The 22,364-nt window shown below is 55.1% G+C and carries 16 protein-coding genes; 3 read left to right on the forward strand and 13 right to left on the reverse strand.

Translation table 11 applies throughout. From position 1 onward, the window contains the following. Positions 1-295 precede the first annotated feature (295 nt). Genes BM035_RS20615 through BM035_RS23315 form a run of 3 tightly spaced genes read right to left on the reverse strand, consistent with a single transcriptional unit; the run spans position 296 to position 2,396 of the window. A complete protein-coding gene (locus BM035_RS20615; protein WP_063744308.1) occupies positions 296-1,069 on the reverse strand; it encodes a copper resistance protein B in 774 nt (257 codons plus the stop codon). 11 nt (positions 1,070-1,080) lie between these two features. Beyond that, on the reverse strand, positions 1,081-1,560 hold the full coding sequence (locus BM035_RS23310) for a multicopper oxidase domain-containing protein (protein WP_441295087.1): 480 nt from the start codon (positions 1,558-1,560) through the stop codon (positions 1,081-1,083). After that, the gene (locus BM035_RS23315; RefSeq protein WP_441295088.1) at positions 1,515-2,396 is read right to left on the reverse strand and encodes a multicopper oxidase domain-containing protein; all 882 of its coding nucleotides are present in this window, start codon (positions 2,394-2,396) and stop codon (positions 1,515-1,517) included. Before BM035_RS23315 ends, BM035_RS23310 begins: the two co-directional genes overlap by 46 nt. Positions 2,397-2,666: 270 nt before the next feature. Between BM035_RS23315 and BM035_RS20625 the strand changes: the two genes are divergently transcribed. Next, positions 2,667-3,338 (forward strand): response regulator transcription factor, encoded by a 672-nt coding sequence (locus BM035_RS20625; RefSeq protein WP_008174546.1) that lies wholly within the window; start codon positions 2,667-2,669, stop codon positions 3,336-3,338. Continuing rightward, the gene (locus tag BM035_RS20630; RefSeq protein ID WP_227497845.1) at positions 3,298-4,686 is read left to right on the forward strand and encodes an ATP-binding protein; all 1,389 of its coding nucleotides are present in this window, start codon (positions 3,298-3,300) and stop codon (positions 4,684-4,686) included. Before BM035_RS20625 ends, BM035_RS20630 begins: the two co-directional genes overlap by 41 nt. A 52-nt stretch (positions 4,687-4,738) precedes the next feature. Here the strand turns inward: BM035_RS20630 and BM035_RS20635 are convergent, their stop codons facing one another. The 8 genes from BM035_RS20635 to BM035_RS20670 all read right to left on the reverse strand — a co-directional run bounded on the left by BM035_RS20635 (position 4,739) and on the right by BM035_RS20670 (position 17,717). Then, on the reverse strand, positions 4,739-7,936 hold the full coding sequence (locus tag BM035_RS20635) for an efflux RND transporter permease subunit (protein WP_092034209.1): 3,198 nt from the start codon (positions 7,934-7,936) through the stop codon (positions 4,739-4,741). A gap of 14 nt (positions 7,937-7,950) precedes the next feature. Then, positions 7,951-9,216 carry an efflux RND transporter periplasmic adaptor subunit gene (locus BM035_RS20640; protein WP_008174785.1) on the reverse strand — a complete coding sequence of 422 codons (1,266 nt, stop codon included), beginning with the start codon at positions 9,214-9,216 and terminating at the stop codon, positions 7,951-7,953. Positions 9,217-9,237: 21 nt separating this feature from the next. After that, positions 9,238-10,377 carry a TolC family protein gene (locus BM035_RS20645; protein ID WP_254775550.1) on the reverse strand — a complete coding sequence of 380 codons (1,140 nt, stop codon included), beginning with the start codon at positions 10,375-10,377 and terminating at the stop codon, positions 9,238-9,240. 279 nt (positions 10,378-10,656) lie between these two features. After that, the gene (locus tag BM035_RS20650; RefSeq protein WP_092034214.1) at positions 10,657-11,013 is read right to left on the reverse strand and encodes a P-II family nitrogen regulator; all 357 of its coding nucleotides are present in this window, start codon (positions 11,011-11,013) and stop codon (positions 10,657-10,659) included. Positions 11,014-11,030: 17 nt separating this feature from the next. Next, complete coding sequence (locus tag BM035_RS20655) at positions 11,031-14,138, reverse strand: efflux RND transporter permease subunit (protein ID WP_092034217.1); 3,108 nt, start codon at positions 14,136-14,138, stop codon at positions 11,031-11,033. 14 nt (positions 14,139-14,152) lie between these two features. Continuing rightward, positions 14,153-15,337: an efflux RND transporter periplasmic adaptor subunit gene (locus BM035_RS20660; RefSeq protein WP_036208657.1), complete on the reverse strand. Its 1,185-nt coding sequence runs from the start codon at positions 15,335-15,337 to the stop codon at positions 14,153-14,155. A 63-nt stretch (positions 15,338-15,400) separates the two neighbouring features. Next, positions 15,401-16,702: a TolC family protein gene (locus tag BM035_RS20665; RefSeq protein WP_036208654.1), complete on the reverse strand. Its 1,302-nt coding sequence runs from the start codon at positions 16,700-16,702 to the stop codon at positions 15,401-15,403. Positions 16,703-16,988: 286 nt separating this feature from the next. Then, positions 16,989-17,717, reverse strand: a complete 729-nt coding sequence (locus BM035_RS20670; RefSeq protein WP_062363658.1) for a TorF family putative porin — start codon at positions 17,715-17,717, stop codon at positions 16,989-16,991. A 280-nt stretch (positions 17,718-17,997) separates the two neighbouring features. Between BM035_RS20670 and BM035_RS20675 the strand changes: the two genes are divergently transcribed. Beyond that, on the forward strand, positions 17,998-19,083 hold the full coding sequence (locus BM035_RS20675) for an OprO/OprP family phosphate-selective porin (protein ID WP_092034220.1): 1,086 nt from the start codon (positions 17,998-18,000) through the stop codon (positions 19,081-19,083). A 411-nt stretch (positions 19,084-19,494) separates the two neighbouring features. Here BM035_RS20675 and BM035_RS20680 read toward each other — a convergent pair whose 3' ends face one another. Together BM035_RS20680 and BM035_RS20685 are read right to left on the reverse strand one after the other, a co-directional pair. Further along, on the reverse strand, positions 19,495-21,636 hold the full coding sequence (locus tag BM035_RS20680; RefSeq protein ID WP_092034222.1) for a TonB-dependent receptor family protein: 2,142 nt from the start codon (positions 21,634-21,636) through the stop codon (positions 19,495-19,497). A gap of 557 nt (positions 21,637-22,193) precedes the next feature. Next, a partial coding sequence (locus BM035_RS20685) for a transposase (protein ID WP_175497444.1) occupies positions 22,194-22,364 on the reverse strand: 171 nt, incomplete at its 5' end.

Consider the following 22,364-nt stretch of genomic DNA (forward strand, 5'->3'; position numbering starts at 1 on the left):
TTGGTAAAAAGTTTGCCGGCGTGTATGACATCAGCCTCCGCGGTTCTTACGGTTTCATGGGAGACTTCTACGGAGATGACCCGGAGGATACCTATAAGGTCGTAGCTATGGTCAATATCAGTTACTGATCAACGTGTAATTTCATGATCTGATACAACGGCCGGGCCTTAGTCCGGCCGTTTGTCATTGAGCCGAACATGCGGAAGGTCGGCAATGATTTTGACGAAATCCTCCAAATGAGGACACTAGCTGACCCACGCAAAGGGGCCAGCCTTTTCTACTGGGCATTATCGTACTAAAACCACCACCGGACGCCCGCCACGAAGCTGGAGGACTCGACGTCTTCCCCCTCGCGCTCACGAAGGTCCTCTGTGTTGCCCAGAAAGCGGGTGTAAGAAACACCCACGTAGGGCGCAAACTCCCTCGAAAAGTGGTATCTCAGACGGAGCCCCAGGCCCACATTATTGATGCCACTACCGACGCCCCACTCCTCAACATCGCTGAAGGCAACGAGCGTTTCGCCGCGGCCCTGCAAAATGAGCCTTTGGGTCAGCAGCCAGTCGTACTCGGCTTCAAGATCGTATGACACGTCACCGTCGTCGGTGACTCGGAGATTTGTGTCTACCTCAAACCAGTAGGGGGCAAGTCCCTGCAATCCAACAATGGCCGAATAGCGCTCCTTATTAGGGCTGGGGCCAAACGTTGTCTGGGCACCCAATCCTGTCTGTATATCCCAGAAGCGATCGAAGCGATAGCTGTACTGCACATCAAAATTTTCGATGTCGCCGCTGTCGCTGGATAGATCAGTCTCACCTTCCGTTTCGACCCAGAGCCGATTGCGATCTTTACCAATCCAGGCCTGGGCGTCCCACAGGGCCAATTCGTTGTCGCCGTCACGCTGGTATTCCATCCGGTCAAACAGAACCTGGCCAAACACCTGGTTGTCGTGTATCGGCAGCGTCCAGTCCGGTTCGGCCTGAACGCCAGTACCGGCGGCGCCGGCTCCCGAGGCAAGCGTTAAGGCTGAGGCACCCACAACCCACTTGATGCGATTCATCATAATGTTCATCCCCTATCCCGTTAAACGACCGACACGACACGAAACATGCCTGCGTCCATGTGGTACAGAAGGTGGCAATGGAAAGCCCAGTCACCCGGTGCATCCGCTGTGATCAGCGCGGATACACGCTCGCCGGGTTTGACGGAAATCGTGTGTTTGCGTGGACGATATTCACCTGCACCGGTTTCCAGTTCCATCCACATGCCATGCAGGTGAATGGGGTGATCCATCATCGAGTCGTTGACGAGGATCAATCGCAGGCGCTCGCCATGGTAGAACTTGACCGGGCCATCGACTTCAGAGAACTTTTTGCCGTCGAACGACCACATGTAACGTTCCATATTGCCGGTAAGGTGCAGTTCCACCTCGCGTTCGGCCGGGCGCTTGTCGGGCCAGCCCTCAATGCTCTGCAACTGGGAATAAGTCAGCACCCGATGGTTGGCTGTTTCAAAGCCTACACCAGGGTCATCCAGACGCGATTGCGGGCTGGAAGCCACCATGGCCGCCCCGGGACACGGACATCAAAGAAGGTCATCGCCGAGGCATTGATGAATCTCAGGCGAATTTTCTCGCCGGGACGGAACAGCCCGGTCCAGTTACTGGCGGAAGGCGATCCGTTCATCAGGTAGGTATATTCAGAAGCGGTTACATCCAGAATATCCCGGGGGCTCATTCGCATTCTGCCCCACATGCCGGCTTTGCTCCACGCAGCATCCCAGCCCATGGTTTCAACATCCTTGAAGAAGTCGCTAACGGTGCGCTGGTTGTAGTTATAGTAGCCCTCTGCCACTTTCAGGTTGCGGAATACGTCCTCGGGAGAGTCAAAGGTCCAGTCAGATAGAACCACAACGTATTCGCGATCATAGGCCACCGATTCGGGCTCGGCAGGATCAATGATAATCGGCCCATAGTGGCCTAGCTGTTCCTGAAGGCCAGAGTGGCTGTGGTACCAGTAGGTGCCATGCTGTTCGACCGGGAAACGGTACTCAAACGTTTCGCCGGGCATGATGCCGGGAAAGCTGACGCCAGGAACGCCATCCATCTGGTACGGCAGAATCAGACCGTGCCAGTGAATGGATGTTGCCTCCGGTAGCGTATTGGTGACACGCAAGATTGCCTCGCGCCCCTGTTTGAGGCGCACCAGAGGCGCTGGCAGAGTGCCGTTGATGGTGATGGGCTGTTCCGAGACTGTGCCCCCTATCTTGAGAGGTGTTCTCGCGACGGTCAGGTCGTAGATGTCAGCGCCATTACGCACGGTGTGAAATGCGTTCGTGTTGTCCAGTTGTCCTCTAGCATAGGCCGGCAACAAGCTGTCGAAACCGGCAAGAAGTCCCATCGTGGCAGCTCCTTGGATAAAGCGCCGCCTGGACACACCTGCATAGAAATGTCTATCGCTCATAGGTTGCTCCTAAAACCATGTATATACAGCTTCTTGCGTTCGTGACTCGATTATTGATGCTACCCGGTGCAACTGAAATCAAACTGAAAAGTCGACCGGTAACCCCCCATTTTTAACGGGTTGCTGTTTTTCTGGGGAGTTGCCGTTACTGGTACAATCCATGGCAGACTGGCGAAACTTTCCCACCACGAAAAACGGCGCTTACAAATGAAAATTCTGATTGTTGAGGACAATGCGGTACTTGCCAAAAAAATATCGGACTGGCTTGCGCAGGCGCACTACACAGTCGATGTCGCCAAAACCGGCAAAGAAGCAGACTCGTTGATTGAAACAAGCTCCTACCAGGCCGTTATTCTCGATATCGGACTGCCCGATGAAAATGGACTGTCTTTAATGCAAAGATGGAGAAAAAACGGGAAAAAAGAGGCCATCCTTATTCTGACCGCACGCTCCAACTGGACTGAGAGAGTAGAAGGGTTGAACGCGGGTGCCGACGATTACCTTCCCAAACCGTTTGAGTTTGATGAACTGAAAGCCCGGCTCAATGCAATTATCCGAAGGAAGGATGGCAGAACAACAGATCAAATCAGTGTCGACGGATTTCGTCTCAACGCCAGCTACCGAACGCTGACCACGCCCGACCAGAAAGAGTTCAGACTGACAGCCACTGAATTCCGCCTTTTGCAGTGTTTCCTGCGTTCACCAGACAGGGTATTTTCACAGGATGAACTGGTTGAAACCCTCTACAACATTGAAAGATGTCCCACCAGGAATGTTGTTCAGGTCTATATAGCCAGGCTCAGAAAAATAATAGGGGGCAATAAAATCAAGACTTTGCGTGGCCAGGGCTACCTCTTCGAAAAAGATCCTACTGGCTGAACGCCCGAACGAACCAGGTCAACATATGCCAGCTCCAAAGAGTATCCGAAGAACAGCCATTCAGTATGGGGCTGTTTTCAGCCTCGTCTATTTCACCCTGATATTCTTTTCACATGCCTACGTGATAAAACAACTATCGGACGAGTCCAGGAAACAACACCTGAGTAAAGAGCTGGAAAACTTTCAGGCAATCATTGAAGCCGAGTCCCCGACAACTGACGACCTCAGGAACATGATCCATCAGTTTGAAATGCTTCTGGGGCATGCCATCATCATCGAAACGGCAGGCGGGAGCGTCCTGACGAGCAACAACTTTGACCTGAGCCAAATGCAGGGCGTTGTGGATAAGCCCGAGGGTTTTATTCACATAGCGCAGGGCGCGAACACGCTTTTTGGGCTTAGACGTACGTTCACTGCTACTGGAAAGCTGGCCTCAATCACCGTTCTTGAAACCGAGGGGGCGCTCTCTGAACGACCGCTGAAGGCCCACCTGACATTGCTCGGTGCCTCGGCCGTTCTTCTGGCGATACTGCTGGCACTGATTGGAACCACCACACATCTGACGTTAAAGCCCATCAGTAGGATAAAAGAGGACCTGAGACGGCTCCAATCCGGGAAACAAAGTCGTCTGAACCCTCACGTGCCGGAAGAGTTTCGTCCGCTGATCCGGCAGCTCAATGATTTGCTCGAGCTGTCAAACCGGCGGCTGGACCGCCACCGCCGCCTGAATTCCGATCTCTCTCACCTGGTCAAAACCTCTATTTCTGCCAATCTTGCCATTTTGTCGGATATCGATACCTTGCCTCCGTCCCGGGAGGATGTTGTGTTTATGGCCTCTAACTTGCGGGAGCTTGACAAATCCCTGAAATACCGGATGAGCAAAGCAGACATATCAGGCAGACAGATGGGACGGACGTGCATGCCGGTTGAAATCACGGCAAGTGTCATCACCGTTATGGAAAAAATCTTCCCTGACACGGTTTTTCGCCTCCACACCAACTTACCTGAAAACTTCAGCTGGCCAATGGAACGGCAGGATCTTTCAGAGCTACTTGGCAATTTACTCGAAAATGGCGGGAAGTGGTGCCAGACAACCGTCGACGTTACAATCGCCCGCACGTCATCAGGACTCTCCATAGAAGTAGCGGACGATGGCCCCGGAATTTCTCCCGAGGCGGCAGCCACTGTCATGAACAGGGGTACCAGGCTGGATGAAACGGTCGCCGGTTTTGGGCTCGGATTGTCCATCGTGTCCGAGATTGTCGAAGACAACCTCGGACAGATGAACATGGGTACCTCAAAAAACGGAGGAGCCAGCATTGTCATTCTACTGCCACTTCCGGATTAGAAAACCTCCAGAAAGGCAACCGTCGATGACGCAGCGCGGCTTCTCCCATTTTTTACCGTTGGATATCACTCACCTTGGCTCTTGAAAAGCGACCGAACAGAACCGGCAAAACAAAGAGTGTCAGGAAAGTTGCAGTCACGAGACCACCAACAATCACGCTGGCCAGTGGCTTCTGGATTTCCGCTCCCACGCCCGTCGACAACAGCATCGGTATCAAGCCGAGCGCCGAGGTTATTGCTGTCATCAAGACAGGACGTAAACGGGAGACGGCACCTTCAAACACCGCGGTATCCACGTTCAACCCATCCTGTATTCGCTGATTGATGCTTTCGACCATAACGACCCCGTTAAGCACCGCCACACCAAACAGTGTGATAAATCCAACGGAACTGGGCACTGAAAGATACTGGCCGGAGACCCAGAGCGAAAAGACACCACCAATTACGGCAAGCGGCACGTTGACCAGAATCAACAGCGCTTGACCAACCGAACTGAAAGCGAAGTAGAGCAACAGCGCAATCAGGCCCAGAGATACAGGTACCACAATGGTCAATCGTTTCTGAGCTCGCTGCTGGTTTTCGAACTGACCACCAATATCCACCGAATAGCCGGGGGGAAGGTTCACTTCTGACGCGATGGTATCCTGAATATCGGCAACCACACTGCCCATGTCACGACCCTGCACATTGGACTGAATGACCACACGGCGCTGAACGTCGTCGCGGCGCACCTGGGGCGGGCCAGACTCAATAGACACATCGGCCACATCACCGAGTCTCACCCAGGCTCCGGAAGGCGCCTGCAACCTGAGATCAGCAATGGCATCCCGGTCTTCCCGGAAACGTTTGGCCAGGCGCACATAGATATCGTACCGCTCATTTCCGTTGATGATCTGGCCCGCGGCGGCACCACCCAGTCCGTCCCGGACGACACTCATCACATCAGACACGGCGAGTCCGTACCGGGAAAGTGCCTGACGGTCTGGCTGAACCACCAACTGCGCTTCACCGGCAATCTGCTCCATGGCCACATCCCGTGTTCCCTGAACGGTTTGGACCGCCGCTTCAATCTGCTGGCCTTTCTCCGCCAGTACGTCGAGATCCGGGCCAAAGAGTTTGATGGCCAACTGCGCACGAACACCTGACAACAATTCATCAACCCGAGTCGCGATAGGCTGAGAAAAGTTAAACAGTAGTCCCGGGTGCTGTTCGAGCTTCTCCTCAAACAGAGCCTGCAATTCATAGCGATTACTGGCGCTGGTCCACTCCGAAGTTGGTTTTAAGCCAATATAGACCTCTATGTTGTTAACTGGCTCCGGGTCGCCGCCTATTTCTGCTCGGCCAGCCCTGGACAGAGCGTAAGTCACCTCTGGAAACTCCATCAGCATGGCCTCCAGTTTCGGCGCCACTTCAAGCGCCGTATCGAGGCTTGATGAAGGGGCCAGGGTCACCCGGAGGTTAATCGTGCCCTCTTCCAGTTCAGGCACGAACTCCGTGCCCAGTCGTGGAACAATCAGCGCCGCCAGTACAACAAGAACCGCCGCCGCGCCAACAACCACGCGGCTATGCTTCAGTGACCAGGCAAGCCCCATGCGATAGAGCTTTTCCAGGGGTTTTAGAATGAAGCTTTCCCGCTCCCGGATACCCTTACGGAACATGTATGACGCCAGCGCGGGTACAACCACCAGAGCGACGATCACCGCCGACACGATAGCCAGCATGATGCTGATTGCCATTGGCTGGAACAGCTTGGCTTCCACACCTTCGAAGCTGAACAGAGGCATGAAAACGACCAGGATAATCGCCGTCGCGAAAAAAATCGGCCGCGCCACTTCCCGGCCGGCTTCCTGGAGACGAAGGGCAATGCCATGATCATCGTGTGACGCGTCCAATGGATCGGGGTCATCTCCAGCCAACTCATCCCGATGGGCGTCATGCTCGCCATCAGGATGGGTCAGATGCTTGAACATGTTCTCAACCATAACAACAGAGCCATCCACCAGCATGCCGATTGCCACAGCAATACCGCCCAGAGACATCAGGTTGGCCGAGAGACCGAACCAGGCCATGATCATCAGGGCAATCCCGATGGAAATCGGTATTGAAAGCAGCACCAGCGTTGTTGCCCGCAGATTCATCAGGAACAGGGCAAGCACGATCGCAATAAACACAAAAGCCAACAGAAGCGCATTGGTCACCGTCTCTACGGCCTTGGTCACCAGATCCGCCTGGTTGTAATAGGGCTCAAAACGAACCCCACTCGGAAGCGCCTGATTTATGCGATCAATGCGGGCCTCGATGCCGTCGATGGTGGCTTTTGTGTTGGCCCCCATTCGTTTGAGTACAATGCCAGAAACCACTTCACCCAGTTGTTCAACCTGACCGGCTTCATCCTTCCGGGTCATGGTTACCGCACCCTGGCGAATTTCAGTGCCCAGCGCTACCTCGGCGACATCGTTCACTGTCACTGTAATGCCATCACTGGTTTTAACGGGCACCTGACGGATCTGCTCGAGCCCCTGCTCGCCATTACCCAGCCAGCCCATACCGCGAATAACCAACTGCTCCTGCCCGCGGCCCATATACCAGCCCCCAACATTGGAGTTGTTGTTCTCCAGGGCTTCCATGACATCGTTCTGTGATAAGTCATAGGACAGCATTCGCGCCGGGTTCAGGTTAACCTGGTACTGGCGGACCTCTCCGCCAAACGACAGGATTTCCGTAACCCCTTCAGCCGGTATCAGCAACAGTTTGACCAGCCAGTCGTGCAAGCTGCGCAATTCCATTGCGTCGTACCCCGAATCCGGGTCCGCTATCAGCAAGTACTGGTAGACCTGGCCAAGACCGGACGTATTCGGCCCCATTTCAGGCACCCCGACCCCGTCCGGAATCAGCTCCCGCGCGGCCTGCAACCGCTCGAAAACCAGTTGGCGCGCGAAATAGATATCCGTGCCCTCTTTAAAGACCACGGTGACACCAGACAACCCGGTTTTGGAGATGGACCGAACCTCCTCAACATCCGGCAACGCATACATCACCGCTTCAATGGGATAGGTGATCAGCTGCTCGACTTCCTCAGCCGCAAGTCCGGGCGCCTCTGTATTAACAGCGACCTGGACGTTTGTAACGTCGGGGAAAGCATCAAGATTCAGTTTTGGTATCTGAAACGCGGCCGTGGCGATAAGCACTGCAAGCGCAATAAGAACCAACAGGCGGTTCTGAACCGCCCAGTCGACAACTCGGTTGAACATAACGGCTCCCGGAATCAGTGGTTGTGCGGATCAAAGCCGCCTTTGGCAATCTCAGAGGCCACAAAAAATGCGCCCCGCAAAACGACTCGTTGGCCCGCAGCCAGGCCGGAAACCTCACGGAGCCCGCCAATTGAGCGGCCCAGTTCCACTTCCACGGGTTCATACTCGCCTTCGGCCTCTTCCACATAGACCGTCCAGTCGCCGTCCGCGCCACGCATCAATGCAGTCTCCGGCACGGCAAGCACCGGCTCGCTGGTCTTAAAACGAAAATACACATCTGCGAACATTCCTGGATGAAAACGATCTTCAGGATTGTCCAGCTCAAGCCTGACAATCCGCGTGCGGGTCACAGGATCAATGGTGTGGGCTTCCTGGGACACCGTTGCCACGCCCACACGACCCGCTGCCCTGACTTCGGCTTCCGCGCCCTTCTCTAGAACAATGTCGGAGCTTGCTGGCAGATGGGCTTCTACCCAAAGCTCACTCTCATCAGCAAGAGTCACCAGCGGCTGGCCAGCCTCAACTCTTTGTCCTTGCTCAAACTCATCGGTCAGTACTGCACCATCCACGCGAGCCCTGAGCATGTATTCACCGAGACTATCCACCCCGCTGGCCTTCAACGCACCAATGTCATCATCGTTCAGCCCGTAAGCAAGCAGAGTCGCCCTTGCTGCTTCAATGTTGGCTTTCGCTGTATTGAACCGCTGATCGCCAACCACGGAACGACCCAGCCCGCTGATTCGCTTCCATTCAGGAAAAGCTTTCCTGTAATCCGCCTGCGCCTGTGCCACCGTCTCACTGAACAGGGTTACCAGCGGCTGGCCCTTGGTTACGTGCTCACCCAGTTCCACGTGACGCCGCAGCACCACTGAGGCAACCCGGGGGGACACGTGATAGCTGGTATAGCCGTTGGTCAGCAGCTCACCGGGAGCGTAGATTTCATAGTCAACGTGCTTGCTTTCGAGGGTTGCTACTTCAATGCCGGCGAGCTCTTTCTGTTTGGCATTGATGCTTGCGGTGGCCGCTTCTTCATGGCCACCGTTCTCGTCTTCGTGGCCGTGCCCCCCTTCCTCTTCATGATCACCTTCCTCCTCATGCTCACCTTCTTCACCATGATCTTCCTTATACTCGCCCTCCTCACCGGTGACTTCCTGATGATCGTCGCCACTGGCAGCATGATCATGACCGGCTTCCTGATGAGCATCTTCCTCTGCCTGTACAAAAGAAAGTGGGGCTGTAAGCAACGTCAATGCGAATACAGAAATCAGAGTTTTTTTCATAATGAATATCCAGTTTCCAGACTAGTATTGGAAGAGGGTGATCAGTTCGCCAGACTGGCTCAAGAGCTCAATCAGACCCAACTGCGCCTGCTTTTCCAGTTCAATACCGGTTTTCAGGCTCTCCGCGCGCTGGCCCAGCGCCTGGAGATACTCAGAGGTGGAGAGGTCGCCGACCTGCCACTGCTTCTCAAGCAAATCAGCACTTCGCTGTACACGCCCCTGGGAGAGTTCTGTCCATCGGCTGAGTTGGGTGTCGTATCGCTTCCAGGCAGCTCGGGCGCCCGCCAGATCATACTGCTGCTTCCGATAAAGTGCCTGAAACCGAGCCTCGGCCTCTAATGATCGTCGGTTGGCAGCCTGGATTTCGGCACGGTAGTTATTACGGACATTCAGAGGGATCGAGAACGTCAGGCCAACCAGGTTCTCACCGCCATCACGCCCTCCGCTCAGCCCGACCGTGGGAGATGCCGCCGCTCTGCGACTGACCACCTCGGCTTCGCTCCGCAGCACCTGCCACCTCGCGCGGGCAGCAGCAATTGACGGATGATCCAGCAAATTGTCGTTATCGACCCTGGAAGCAAGAGCCGGCCAAATGTGCCCGGGGATCCCCCCATCCTGAGGCCGCCAATCCGGCAGAAGCTCTCTGACCCGGGCTTGCGCCTGATCAACCGCAGCCTTTGCCTGGGCGAGTTCACTGAGCTGCTGAGAAAGGCTTAAAAAAAGCAACTCTGCATCGGTACTCCCCAGGTCGCCCGCCTGCTGGCGTTGCTCAACCTGCTCCAGCAAGGCATCCAGACGGTGTTGCTGGGATTCCGCAATTTCTTCGGCACGCGTCGCCGCGCGCCACTCGACAAGCGCAAACAGCGACTCGGACGTTTGTGCCAAAACCGCCTCGTTCAAATCAGCTTCAGCGGAAAGCCTGATCAGCTTTGCCTTGTCCTTTAGCGCACCCTGTTGATCAGACCAATCGATCGTTTGTGATAGCCCTGCCACAAAGTTGTTGTCACTGCCATTTCTGTCTGCTCCAACAGACAGCTCCGGGTTATACAGCGGTTGTTCGCTTGCCTCAGCATCCGCATCCCGGGCTGCCGCCTGCTCTGTCGCCGCCATGACATCCGGATGCTTGCTTATCTGGCCAGTGAGCCAATTTGTCCAATTCACAGTCTCCGCTTGACCGAACAGAGGAATAGACAATAGTACTGAACACAGCAACGCCCTGGGCGAGTGCTTGCTTGCCTTCATCGACTTTCTCCCGAAGGGGTTGTTAGCCACAATTCATGGGGGCGAGACGCCCATGACAAGGTAGGTGGAGATAGTAAGTGAAAAGGTTGAAATGAACTTGAATTTGGAAGGCATTAGCTCAGGGAACTTGAAAGTGCTCCTCAATAAGGGCGGGGAGAAGCGGCATCGCGACTCATGGCCACGATGCCGCCATCCAATCTAGGAAAAGCGCTGGTTTGATGCCGGTTGAAGTGCGCTCTCGTCGGTCGCACCATCGTCGATACGAACAGCCCGAACCAGGCGGGATACAAGCACCTTGCCGTCACCCGGGTGCCCTTCCTGGGTTCTGCCCGTTCTGACAATGAGTTCCACAACTTCACCAGCGACATCATCGGTCGCTACGTCTATTTCCAGCTTGACCATCTTCACTTTCTCCAGAGGCGACTCATCGCCGACCAGATGACCAAATTCGCCGAGAGACACGACAGCAATACTTGCCACCCCCTTAACTTTGGCCAGAGCATCAACCACATGCCCTGCCATCACTTCTCTGACATACGCTTTTATTTCATACATAAACCGTCTCCTGACTATCAGACTGAAACGTCACGACGTTCAGATGCAAACCACTGGTACACACTGGGCAACACCACCAGCGTCAGCAGCGTTGAAGTGATCAGACCGCCAACCACAACCGTTGCCAGTGGCCGTTGGACATTAGAGCCAATGCCATCGGCCAGCAGCAGGGGAATCAGCCCCAGAATAGCCACAGAGGCGGTCATCAGAACCGGCCGCAAACGGCGTTGAGCACCCAACTTGACTGCTTCAATGACTTCGTAGCCTTCGTCACGCAACTGATTGATGTAGCTCACCATCACCACACCGTTCAGTACGGCTACGCCGAACACCGCGATGAATCCCACGGCAGCGGGCACAGAGAGGTAAAGCCCCGTCACAAACAGCGCGACAATGCCACCAGTAACCGCAAAGGGCACATTCATGAAGATCAGCGCCGCATAGCGAAGACTACTGAATGCCGAAAAGAGAAGCAGGAAAATAAGCGCCAGGGTAATGGGCACAACGATCGCCAGCCGCGCCATGGCCCTTTCCTGGTTCTCAAACTGACCGCCGAACTCCACGAAATACCCCGGCGGCATGTCCACTTGCTCCTCGATCCGCTTGCGCAAATCCTGAACAACACCGCCCATATCGCGACCACGTACGTTCATCTGCACGTACTGTCGCCGACTGGCATTGGAGCGCGAAATTTTCTTGGGGCCAGCGTACATTTCAACATCGGCCACCCGTGAAAGCGGGATGAGCTCGCCACTATTACCCCGGAGGGGAAGCTTTCTGATTTCATCGATGGACCCGCGATAGGACTCTTGCAGCCGGGCGAAGATCTCAAATCGCCGGACACCGTCGAAGACCAGCCCCGCGCCTTTACCGCCAATCCCGGTTTCGACCGTACTCATCAGGTTATCAATGCTGATGCCAAACTGCGCCAGCACTTCACGGTCGGGGCGAATAACGATCTGTTTTTTACCTGCGCTCTGCTGAGCGCGCACATCCGTTGCCCCCGGCACATCATTCGCCAGGGCCGCCACTTCCTTGCCGATCCGGCCCAACTCGTCGAGGTCGTCGCCGAAAATGCTGGCAACCAGTTGCGCCTGAACGCCTGAGAGGAGTTCGTCGGTTCTGAGCTGAATCGGTTGTGACAGATTGTTGGCAAGCCCGGGAACCCGCTCATCCAAAGACTCCGCAATCCGGCTCTGAAGGTCCTCATAGCTCACATCTTCTCGCCACTGATCCAGAGGCTTCAGATTGACGAGCGTCGCGACAACGTTCACGGATTCAGGATCACCGCCCACCTCGGCACGACCGATCCTGGCATAGGTGCCGGTGACCTCTGGAAATTCATCGACAACGGACTGAATCCGTTTGCCATACTTGATGGCGGATTCAAGACTGGCTCCAGGAGGCAGTGTCGAGCGAATCTGGAACGTGCCTTCCCTGAGCGTGGGCACGAACTCGCTCCCGAGATAGGGAAACAGCAGGAGACTGCCGGCAAAGGCAATGACGGCCACGCCCATTACAATTTTAGGGGCTTTGACGACAGTATTCACCACCGGCTTGTATAGCCGGTTCAGGAACAGAACCAGCTTCGGCTCTTTGTGTTGTCCACCCATCTTGAATGACAGCGAGGCCAGAACCGGCACCAACGTCAACGCGAGTAACAGCGCACCGATCAACGCAAAACTGATGGTGTAGGCCATGGGCGAAAACAGCTTGCCCTCGACGCCCTGCAGCGTAAATAGCGGCAGAAAGACAATAATAATGATGCCGATGGCAAAGACGATCGGACGAGCCACTTCCCGGGCAGATTCACCTACAAGCCTCAGAACACTGACCTTTTCCTCTGATCGTTCTTCCAGATGTCGGAAGATGTTCTCTATCATCACAACGGCGCCGTCCACCATCATACCGATGCCGATAGCCAGCCCCCCCAGACTCATCAGATTGGCGGACAGGCCCGAAATCCGCATCGCAATGAATGCGAAAAGCACAGACAACGGCAAGGTCGCCACCACGATCAGTGTGGAACGAATATTTCCGAGGAACAGATAGAGGAACACCAGCACCAGAACCGAGCCCTCAAGTAACGCTTTCTCGACAGTGCCTATGGCCTTGCCCACCAACTCCGCCTGGGAGTAATAAGCTTCTATTTTCAGCCCTTCGGGAAGTGACTTGTTCAGATCATCGATTTTTGCGTTGACGTCCTCGAGTACCTGACTGGTGTTGGTTCCGATCAGCTTCATCACGTAGCCGCCCACGGACTCCTCGCCCGAGGACACCTCCGCGCCGCGGCGAATTGCCGGTCCAAGGCTAACCTCTGCCACATCCCTGACATAAATAGGAGACTCTCCCTCACTCTTGGACACAATGATGTTCTGGATGTCCTCGATGCCCTCGGTACCTGAATTAACCCAACCGTAGCCGCGAACTATATACTCTTCACCTCCTCGCGTAATGAAAGAGGCGCCGACGTTCCGATTATTCTGGGTGAGGGCGCCGCGAACGTCAGACACTGTCAGGTTCCTTGCCTGAAGCTTCTGCGCATCGATATTGACCTGATACTGTTTTACCTCGCCGCCGATGGACAGCACACCGGTTACACCCGGAACGGTTCTGAGCTGGGGCTTGACAATCCAGTCCTGGATCGTGCGGATTTCCTGCAGGCTGTATTGATCCTTATCCTCAGCTTCCAGGGAATACATCAGGATGCGCCCAAGACCGCTCGCTATGGGCCCGAGTTCCGGCTGCCCCATCCCTTCGGGAATCTGGCGCTTGGCCTCGGAAAGCCGTTCGTTTACCAGCCGCCTGGCGAAGTAGATATCGGTGCCATCTTCGAAATAGATGGTCACCCGCGACAACCCGAAAATCGACGTGCTCTGCACTTTTTCCAGCTTGGGAATTCCATACATGCTGATCTCAACGGGATAGGAAATCAGCGTTTCGATATCAACCGGCGACAGACCAGGACTGGTGGTAAACACCTGAACCATGGTCGGCGTCGCGTCCGGAAACGCATCCACCGGCAGTTTTTGAAATGAAAATACGCCGGCAACGATCACGGCGATAGCAAAAACAAGCGTCATCAGACGATTGTTCAGCGCATAATTCACAATTGCGTTGATCATGCTCCCCCCGGGGTTTAGTGTCCGTGAGCGGCGCTGCGGCCACTGGCGGTAATGGCCGACATCAGATCAAAAGCGCCTACTGAAACCACTTCCGTGTTTGCGCTAATGCCGGACTTGATCTCGATCCAGTCGTTTGCCTCCTTGCCAAGCGTGACGGGAACCGCCTTGTAAGCCCCTTTCTCATCGCCCGGAACAAACACAACGGAGTCATCGCCAATGGTTTGAACCGCATCATCCGGAACCAGCGGCAGTGAGGCCTCCGATTCCGTCATGATTCTGGCCGTGGCATAGGTATTCGGGCGAAGGTCGCCTCTGGGAGACTCCAGCACAACGCGAACCGGGATGGTGCGGGTCTTTTCATCGAGCATGCTCGACACCCAGGATACCTGCCCACTGTGAAACCGGTCAGAACTTGAATCCCTGGAGGAAATCTGAACCTCGTCTCCCGTTGAAATCTGGTCAATATCGGATTCGGACACCTGAAGAATGGCCCACAACACCGAGGCATCCGCCACGATGAAAGGCGTATCCGACGGACTCAGCGTTTGCCCCAGACGAACATGCATCTGCTCGACACGCCCCTCAATGGGTGAGCGGAGCGCGTATTGCGCCAGCCCCCCACTGTCACCTGACGACTCGCTGCCGTAAACCGCCAGTTGTTCCCGCACGGAATCGTACTCCGCTTTTGTTTCAAGAAAGGCAGCCTTGGCATCCAGGAACTCTTCTTCACTGGAAATACCCTGTCCCTGCAACTCCCTTTCACGATTGTAGTCAGACTCGGCCGCTTCTTTGCGGGCCTCCAGCGAGATTAACCGGGAGCGAATCCGGGCCAGCTCCACACTGTTCAGGGTTGCCAGTAACTGCCCCTTATTGACACGATCCCCCAGATCAACCGCCAACCCTGTCAGTTTTCCCTCCAGCAGCGGACCAACCTCGGCCACGCGGTCCGGCACATACTGAATCTCGGCAGGTGCCGTAACAATTGCGCCAGCGCGCCCCTTGGCAGCCGCCACAGTCTGAATCGACAGTAACTCTGTCTGCTCCGGCGTCAGATGGATCTGGCGGGACTGGTTTTCCTCTCCGGCATGCTCGGCTTCTTCATTTTCGTGCTGGTCACCCTCGGCTTCTCCGGCAGCGTATGCCTGCTGCAAGCTCAGAGCGCCGACAACTATTAACAGTATCTTCAGATTGCGAATCATTCATTCACCCTCAATATTTAGAGAACGGTACTAAGAGAACGGTCAATTTTGAGTTTCATACCCTCAGGAACCGGCTGACATCGACAGAGCACCTCCTGTGCTTATCTCCAGCGCCCGGACGGCATCGATATAATCATTCTGCGCCTGAACGTATTCCTGCCTTACCGACAGGAGATTGTCCTGTGCCGCCAGAACATCCGAGGCACCGACCTTGCCCGCCCGAAGTGCTTTCTGCATCAACTGTAATGTTTCCTCTGAACGCTCCAGGATCGACTCGTTCATCTGGCGCAGCCGAACGGCGGTGGATTCGTACCGGGCCACAGCTGACACAACCTGACGCTCTGTAGCCAGGCGCAAGGCCTCTGCCTCAAGCTCGGAGGTTTTCAGCCGCGCAGCAGCTTGTCTCTGCTCACCGGAATAATCATGAAAAACGGTCAAAGGCATCGACACCCCTGCACCGAAAAGGTTGGAGCCTTCCTCACGATCATAAAATCCGAAGACTTTCAGATTTGGAATCGTCAGGCTTTTGGCAACTTCAAGGCCAGATTCATCCGCTGCAATTCTGGCGGCCGCCGCTTTCAGGTCCGCTCTCTGACTCTGTGCCATCTCGACAAGCTGGCTGGTCGGAGGCAGGTCTTCGAGCGTCACATCAAGCTCGCCGGTCACCCCAACGGCATCGGAGGGGGACACCCCGAGCACTTCGGTAAGGTCAATTTTTGATTGCTCGAGCTTTTGTTCCGCCGAGGCTTTTTGATTCCGGGCCCTGGCAAGCCCAATGACTGCGGTATTGAGATCAATCCGGGTTTGTTTACCCTGTTTTACGGACATTTCAACCAGGTCTTTGGTGCGTTGCATAAGTTCAACGGCACGGGTTGCGGTTTCCAACTCTTTCTGAGCCAGCAGTATCCGGAAATAGGCGGCCCGCACCCGCGCCTTGGTGGCTACCTTCAGGTATTCAAGCTCCTGTTGCCGGGACGTGAGATTACTCCGGGCACGCGACTGCCCAAGGTCGCCGCGATTACCCATCCAGATCTCCTGAGTAACCCTCACCCCATATTCCAGGGACTCGTCGGCCTGATCCGGGGCCTGACGGGCCCCCAACTCAAACTCTGGATTGCTCGGCGCCCAGCGGCTGGCATGATCAAGCTGTCCCTGCTGTATCGAGACCGCGGCCCGCCTCAAAGCCAATACCGGGCTATTCTCGAAAGCCATCACCATGGCCTGGTTCAGGGAAACAGCCTGGCTGGCTTTGGCCTGCTGATATTCTTTCAGCGACACACTCTCTTTTGCCTGGGCCGACACCATAGGAGAGACGGCCAAGGCTCCCGGAACTATCATCGCGCACAACAACAATCGTTTGTTCATTCAGTATCATCCTGGCTGTTTGACTGAGGTCAGTGAGTCAGCATTTTTGCGTGGGAATCTGGAACGACCTTACAGACAAACCTTTAATACAGTTTGAAATTCAGGCACCGGATAAGAAATGAGCTTTGGCGGCAGGGGGGGGGCAGAGGTAAGGGCGAGGATGTCGAGTCACCGGGCGTCAAGGCAGGCGCACGATGGTGGGTTCTTGCATGATAAATAAAAACCGGCCCGTCATTTGGGCCGGCTTTTTATTCTGGATCTGAATTGCTTGTGATCACTTGGCCGATCAGAAACTCCTGCTCCAACCCAGCCAGAACTTCGGATCATCCGAGTTGACAGAGCCAAGCGCGTCGGTTGACTCAATGTCCGCGTACTCCACGTTAACACTGAAAGAACCGAAGTTTCCCGCATCCTTTGTAACGTTGGCGGCGACGTGTGAATAACTTGCCTCGCCGACAGAAGCCTTGCCGTCATCAGCGAAGTCGTAATAGCCAAGCGTCACACCGGCACTGTAGCTGTCCTCCAGAGGCACCCCAACAGAGGCGTAGTAATAGGCATCCCCCTGCACGAACACCCCATCACCACTGGTGTCGCTGTTGATCGTGTAGGCCAGGCCGATGGCCGCAATGCCATAACTGATCTCGCCGTACAGTTCGCCGAAGTCGATGGAGTCCGGCGCGTCAGGATACGCATAATAAATGTACCCAACGTCATAACCCAGTTCTTCCACAGAGCCGGAGAATCCGGCATAAAGATCAAGCTCATAGCTGGTGCCGTCACCAAAATCGACATTGGAACCCCAACCACCGGCGTAGAAGCCCGACGCATGCTCATAATCCAACCCTCCCTGGACAGCCGCAGCCCCGTCTGTCTGGGTGACGCCCCGGAACAGATAGTTGCTGCTGGCGCTCACATTTGAGCTGACGTCAGCGCTAACAATGGCGGGCGCAGCCTGAAGTGCTGCAAGCAAAGTGATACTGATAAATCCGGATTTGGTGAAAAACTGCTTCTTCATAATGGATACCTTCGGTTGGGTTTCATTGCTCCAAATATGATTTAGCAAAAGTCTTGCCACATCTTATTTATTCTTTTTTATCATTATTATAGAGACAAATCGGCACATTCTGAGCTTGCCCCCGAAAAACGACCCAACACCTAGCGCCCCAGAACCTGTCACCGGCCCGGACCAGCGCCCTGTTTTGATGCATTCTCTGTAACCATTCTGTAATCTTTGCCAAATAGACTTTAATAGCGCTTCAACACACACAAGCAAACCGAAAAAGGTGAGACAGATCATGAGCAAGAAATATTTGGGCTTGGCTTTGGCGATTTCTGCCGCTTCTGCTGCACAGGCCGGAAACGTTACGACCAGCGGCGAAGACCTTGTGATCGATACCGACAGCGGTATCAAAGTGAAAGTGTCGGATAACTCTGCGTCTTTTCAGCTCGGCGGGCGCATTCAGTGGGATTACGACGCCACGCAGTCTGACGACAACGGTGTTGACACTACCGATTTCGATGTGCGCCGGGCACGCCTCTACGCCAAGGGCCACTTTGGCGACTGGGCGTACAAGACCCAGTTCAACGTCGCTGAAAGTGATGGCGCCGACGGCGGTACTGCTGAAGACCTGTACATTCGTTACATGGGATTTGGCTCAGCTGCAACCGTGACTATCGGTAAACAGAAAGAGCCATTCGGCCTGGAAGAATTAACGAGCTCAAAAGACATCTCAGCGCTTGAGCGATCTGCCATGACCGAGCGTTATGCCCCCGGTCGCAGCGGCGGCATCCAGCTCAGCGGCAAAGGCAGCAACTGGACCTACGGTATCGGCTACTTCGAGGCAGGCGGCAATGGCAGCGACGATTTCAATAACACGGCAGTAACCGCACGGGGCACGGTTGCACCGATTCAAACGAACAATATGGTTGTTCATCTTGGTGCGGGTTATACCACGCGTGATGCCGACACTCAGGCCGATGAGGTCGATACGTTTAATCTGGAGCTCGCCGGCGCTTCCGGGCCCTTCCATGCCCAGGCCGAATATTTCGATTCCGAGGAAGGCCAGGTGGATGTTGATGGTTATTACGTACAGCTTGGCTGGATCATCACCGGCGAAAGCCGTCCTTACAAAGCCGGAGCATTCAAGCGGGTAAAACCGGCATCACCCAAAGGGGCCTGGGAAGTTGTTGCCCGCTTTGAGGATGGTGACGGAAAATACAGTGACGTGGGGTTGGCCACAACTGACGGCGAGCAAACGACACTGGGGCTCAACTATTACGCCAACAATAACGTCCGAGTTGGCGTGAGCTATATGGATGGGGAAGAAGCCAATGGCACTAGTGGAGATGAAGTACGTGCAAGGTTGCAATATGCGTTTTGACCGCATGGCGGGTTCTTGAATAAGCTTACCACTTGATTAGGGCACTGGTACGGGAAACATTGCGATCAAAAAACAATCGGAAAATTCAGTTAGAGTTCAGTTTAGCTTGATATAGTTCTTGCGAGTTAATGAAGTACTCAGGTTTTTAGGGCAGATATTCATCTGCCCATTTTTTTGTCTGCCCCGCTCTGAATAGAGCTCATCTGAAGTTTCTGGGTACATAGCTATCTGGCAATAATCAATTCCTGAAAAAGGGGCGCACCGACGCGCACGTGGAGTCGTCTGGCAGTCTGTCGGGATTAGGTTGTTAGGTCTCTCATAGCCAGAAAACCCCGGCTGGAAACCAGGGCTATGACAGAGAGAGAATGCAAAGGCGAACTCGCCGCCGATCAGTTGGCCTTGGGTTGTTGATCAGAAATTAACGCTGATCCCCAGCGAAGCGGTACGTGGCATGTTTGGCCTGGCGCCATCGGGCAAACGTGAAACAATTTGCTGTTCATCGAACAGGTTGTCCACTTTCAGGAAGACATCGGCACTGGCGGTCAGCGCGTAACGGCTGATGAAGTCGACCAGGAACAGGGATTCGGTCTCGTCCAGTTCGGTGGCCGTGTTGTTGCATCCCGCGCTCACACACATCTCATCGACGTAGGTAGTCACCAGATAGTTGTCCCAGCCGCTCTGGTGCTCCATGCCGACCCGCAGGCTCATCTGGTTTTCCGGAACGTCTTTGAGCTGCTCGCCTTTTTTCAGGCCAGAGGCAGCATTGTCCTTGCTGATTTCCGCCTGGGTAAAGGTGTAGGTAAGGCTGACCGGAAGGTAGAAGTCGCCCGCCTCGGTGCCGGTCTGGAGCTGGAATTCCGCACCGGCAATTTCAGCCTCGCCGGTTATAAAGCTGCCAGAGGTGGCGCCATTGCTGCACGGCGAGCCCACGGAGCAGTTTTCAGCCTTGTTGGAAAAGTCGCTGTAGAAGCCGATCACTTCCGCGAAGAACGCATTGCCAAAGTAGCGGACGCCAGCCTCCCAGTTCTTGCTGGTTTCCGGTTCTTCGTTTGCCCTGGCACCACCCCCGAGAGGGGAGAAACCTCGGTGCACGCCGCCCAGAACCTGCCAGCTTTGGGTCAGGTCGTAGGTAAAGGAAGCGCCGGGCAGGAGTTCAGCGCTGTCATTGGCGCGGGTGCTGTCGATGGTTGTGCGGCCGGGATCCGCGTATTGGGTGCGACTGGTCTGCACATCTTCGTAGCGCAGGGCCAGATTAATGCTGAGCTTGTCCGTCGCCTGCCATTTGTCGAGTGCCCAGAAGCTCAGGGCTTCGCCGGTCTCGAAGCGGTTGTTGCTGCCCGTTGGGGCCACGCTGTTCTGGAACACCAGGGAGCCATTGACCTGGTCGTACACATCCACCGGCTGGAAGCGATCCATTTCATCTTCGTGGGCGCGGGCGCCGAAGTCGAATTCGTGGTTGCCAATGTTTACATCGAAGTTTGTCTGCACGCCCTGGGAGACGTACTCTCTGGCGTTGTTCTTGTAATTCAGGCCGCTGGTGTCAACGGTACCGTCGAGAATACCCTGGGCATTGGCGTCACCGGCGTTTGCCTGGTCGATGATGTTTCCGGCGCCACTGAGCTTGTACCAATTGCGTTTGAAGTCGTTGCGATAGAGGGTTGTGGTGCTGCTTACATTGTCGCTCCACTCGAACTGATGAGTCAGGCTGATGCCGGAGTGGGTGTTGTTCATCTGGTCGATGCTGGACAGCCCGTAACGCCGGTTCGGATCCTGGCTGAAGTCCGCATCGGTCAGGCCGAGGTAACTGGAGTTGGAGGTTTCCTCGGAGTATTGCAGCTTGGCGGTCACGCTCTGGCGCTCTCCCTGCCAGCGCAGCTTGCCGACATAGTCCTCGATATCAAAGCCGGTATCGCGGCCACTGCGGTCAATCTCCTTGAAGCCTTTCGCGGAGCGCTGGACGGTCTCAAGCAGGTAGCCCCAGTCGCCGGCCGTGTCACCATAGGTTACATGAACGTCGGTGGAGCCGCGGTCGTTGGTGACTGTCTCAACATAGCCCTGCCGCTGATCGGGAATGGGTGTGGAAATCAGGTTGATGACACCACCGGTGGTTTGTGGGCCATAGCGCAGCAGCGGGGCACCCTTGAGCACTTCCAGCGAGGACATGCGCTTCAGCGTCGGGAAATAATAGGCGGCCGGATTGGAGTAGGGCGCCGGGGCGATCAGAACGCCATCTTCCATCAGTGTGACGTTGCTGCTGCGCTCGGCGGTGGCACCGCGAATGCCAATGTTAGGGCGCAGGCCCTGACCTTCCTCTTCCCGTACATACACGCCCGGGACGGTTTTCAATACCTGGTTGATGTCGGCCTCAACCTCGGTTTTCAACTGCTGATCGCCAACTACATAGCCTGACCCCGGCAGAGTTTGGGCTGCAGACGCATCGCCAATGATTTCCAGGGCTTCAAGGGTCTGGGGCTGGTCATCGCCAGCGGCAGAGCCCATGGCTGGGGCCAGGCTGATCGCCACAGCCAGTGATAGTTGGGAAGGTCTAAACATACGGTTGTTCTCCGTTATCATTGAATTTGCCGGATGCAGGTGATAATGATTAGCATTACATTTCGAAACTTTATGGTTTTGTAACTATTAAGTCAATAGCCAATTCTTATGGGTCGAAACGTGTCAACAGGCTGAAAACCGTCAACTCCCGCTTTTCCTTTATCGACCGAGAGGATTGTTCAGATAGCTTGCGGGTATGCCGATGCTAATGACGTCAACACCCTGCGCCATGGCCCGGTGTTCAAGCCGGACGCCGAGTGAAACCGCTTGAGGCAGAGTAGGGTCTGGCCAGCGCGCCGGCCTTCTCAGCCCTGGAGAATGCTGTGAGTGCCTAGGGTGTGCGGGTAATTCTATAAACTAGAGGCTGCCGGGGAGGGTCACGAGATTTACTCTAGCCCGGATTTCTCATAGTGCTCCAACAACCTTCGCAGACCAAGCCTGGTAGTGCCAGATCCGAGTGGTCATGGTCGAAGTTGGCGATTATTTAGCCAGTTTCCGGCATTCAGGCACAACTCCCCCTTTCCCCCATTGGTATCGGGCCGGGGGAGCCCGATTATCTACTGGGGCACCAAGCGCTGAACCAGTGCTGAGAGATCGTTCTTGTGTGGATAGCTATCACTCATCAACACCCGTATTCGGCGGGTGTTGCGGATGATGACTGCGCCAACCTTGATCAGCTTCAAGCGCAAGGTGCCGGCACTCATACGTTCGAAGGGCGTGTTTTTCAG

The organism is Marinobacter sp. DSM 26671, from assembly GCF_900112835.1.
GTDB lineage: Bacteria > Pseudomonadota > Gammaproteobacteria > Pseudomonadales > Oleiphilaceae > Marinobacter > Marinobacter flavimaris.

Excerpts from the sequence above, each read along its gene's own strand:
- BM035_RS20670 (WP_062363658.1), bottom strand. The coding sequence starts at position 17,717 with ATGAAGAAGCAGTTTTTCACCAAATCCGGATTTATCAGTATCACTTTG.
- BM035_RS23310 (WP_441295087.1), bottom strand. The coding sequence starts at position 1,560 with ATGGTGGCTTCCAGCCCGCAATCGCGTCTGGATGACCCTGGTGTAGGC.
- BM035_RS20655 (WP_092034217.1), bottom strand. The coding sequence starts at position 14,138 with ATGATCAACGCAATTGTGAATTATGCGCTGAACAATCGTCTGATGACG.
- BM035_RS20675 (WP_092034220.1), top strand. The coding sequence starts at position 17,998 with ATGAGCAAGAAATATTTGGGCTTGGCTTTGGCGATTTCTGCCGCTTCT.
- BM035_RS20665 (WP_036208654.1), bottom strand. The coding sequence starts at position 16,702 with ATGAACAAACGATTGTTGTTGTGCGCGATGATAGTTCCGGGAGCCTTG.
- BM035_RS20650 (WP_092034214.1), bottom strand. The coding sequence starts at position 11,013 with ATGTATGAAATAAAAGCGTATGTCAGAGAAGTGATGGCAGGGCATGTG.
- BM035_RS20635 (WP_092034209.1), bottom strand. The coding sequence starts at position 7,936 with ATGTTCAACCGAGTTGTCGACTGGGCGGTTCAGAACCGCCTGTTGGTT.
- BM035_RS20640 (WP_008174785.1), bottom strand. The coding sequence starts at position 9,216 with ATGAAAAAAACTCTGATTTCTGTATTCGCATTGACGTTGCTTACAGCC.
- BM035_RS20615 (WP_063744308.1), bottom strand. The coding sequence starts at position 1,069 with ATGAACATTATGATGAATCGCATCAAGTGGGTTGTGGGTGCCTCAGCC.
- BM035_RS20625 (WP_008174546.1), top strand. The coding sequence starts at position 2,667 with ATGAAAATTCTGATTGTTGAGGACAATGCGGTACTTGCCAAAAAAATA.
- BM035_RS20660 (WP_036208657.1), bottom strand. The coding sequence starts at position 15,337 with ATGATTCGCAATCTGAAGATACTGTTAATAGTTGTCGGCGCTCTGAGC.
- BM035_RS20680 (WP_092034222.1), bottom strand. The coding sequence starts at position 21,636 with ATGTTTAGACCTTCCCAACTATCACTGGCTGTGGCGATCAGCCTGGCC.
- BM035_RS23315 (WP_441295088.1), bottom strand. The coding sequence starts at position 2,396 with ATGGGACTTCTTGCCGGTTTCGACAGCTTGTTGCCGGCCTATGCTAGA.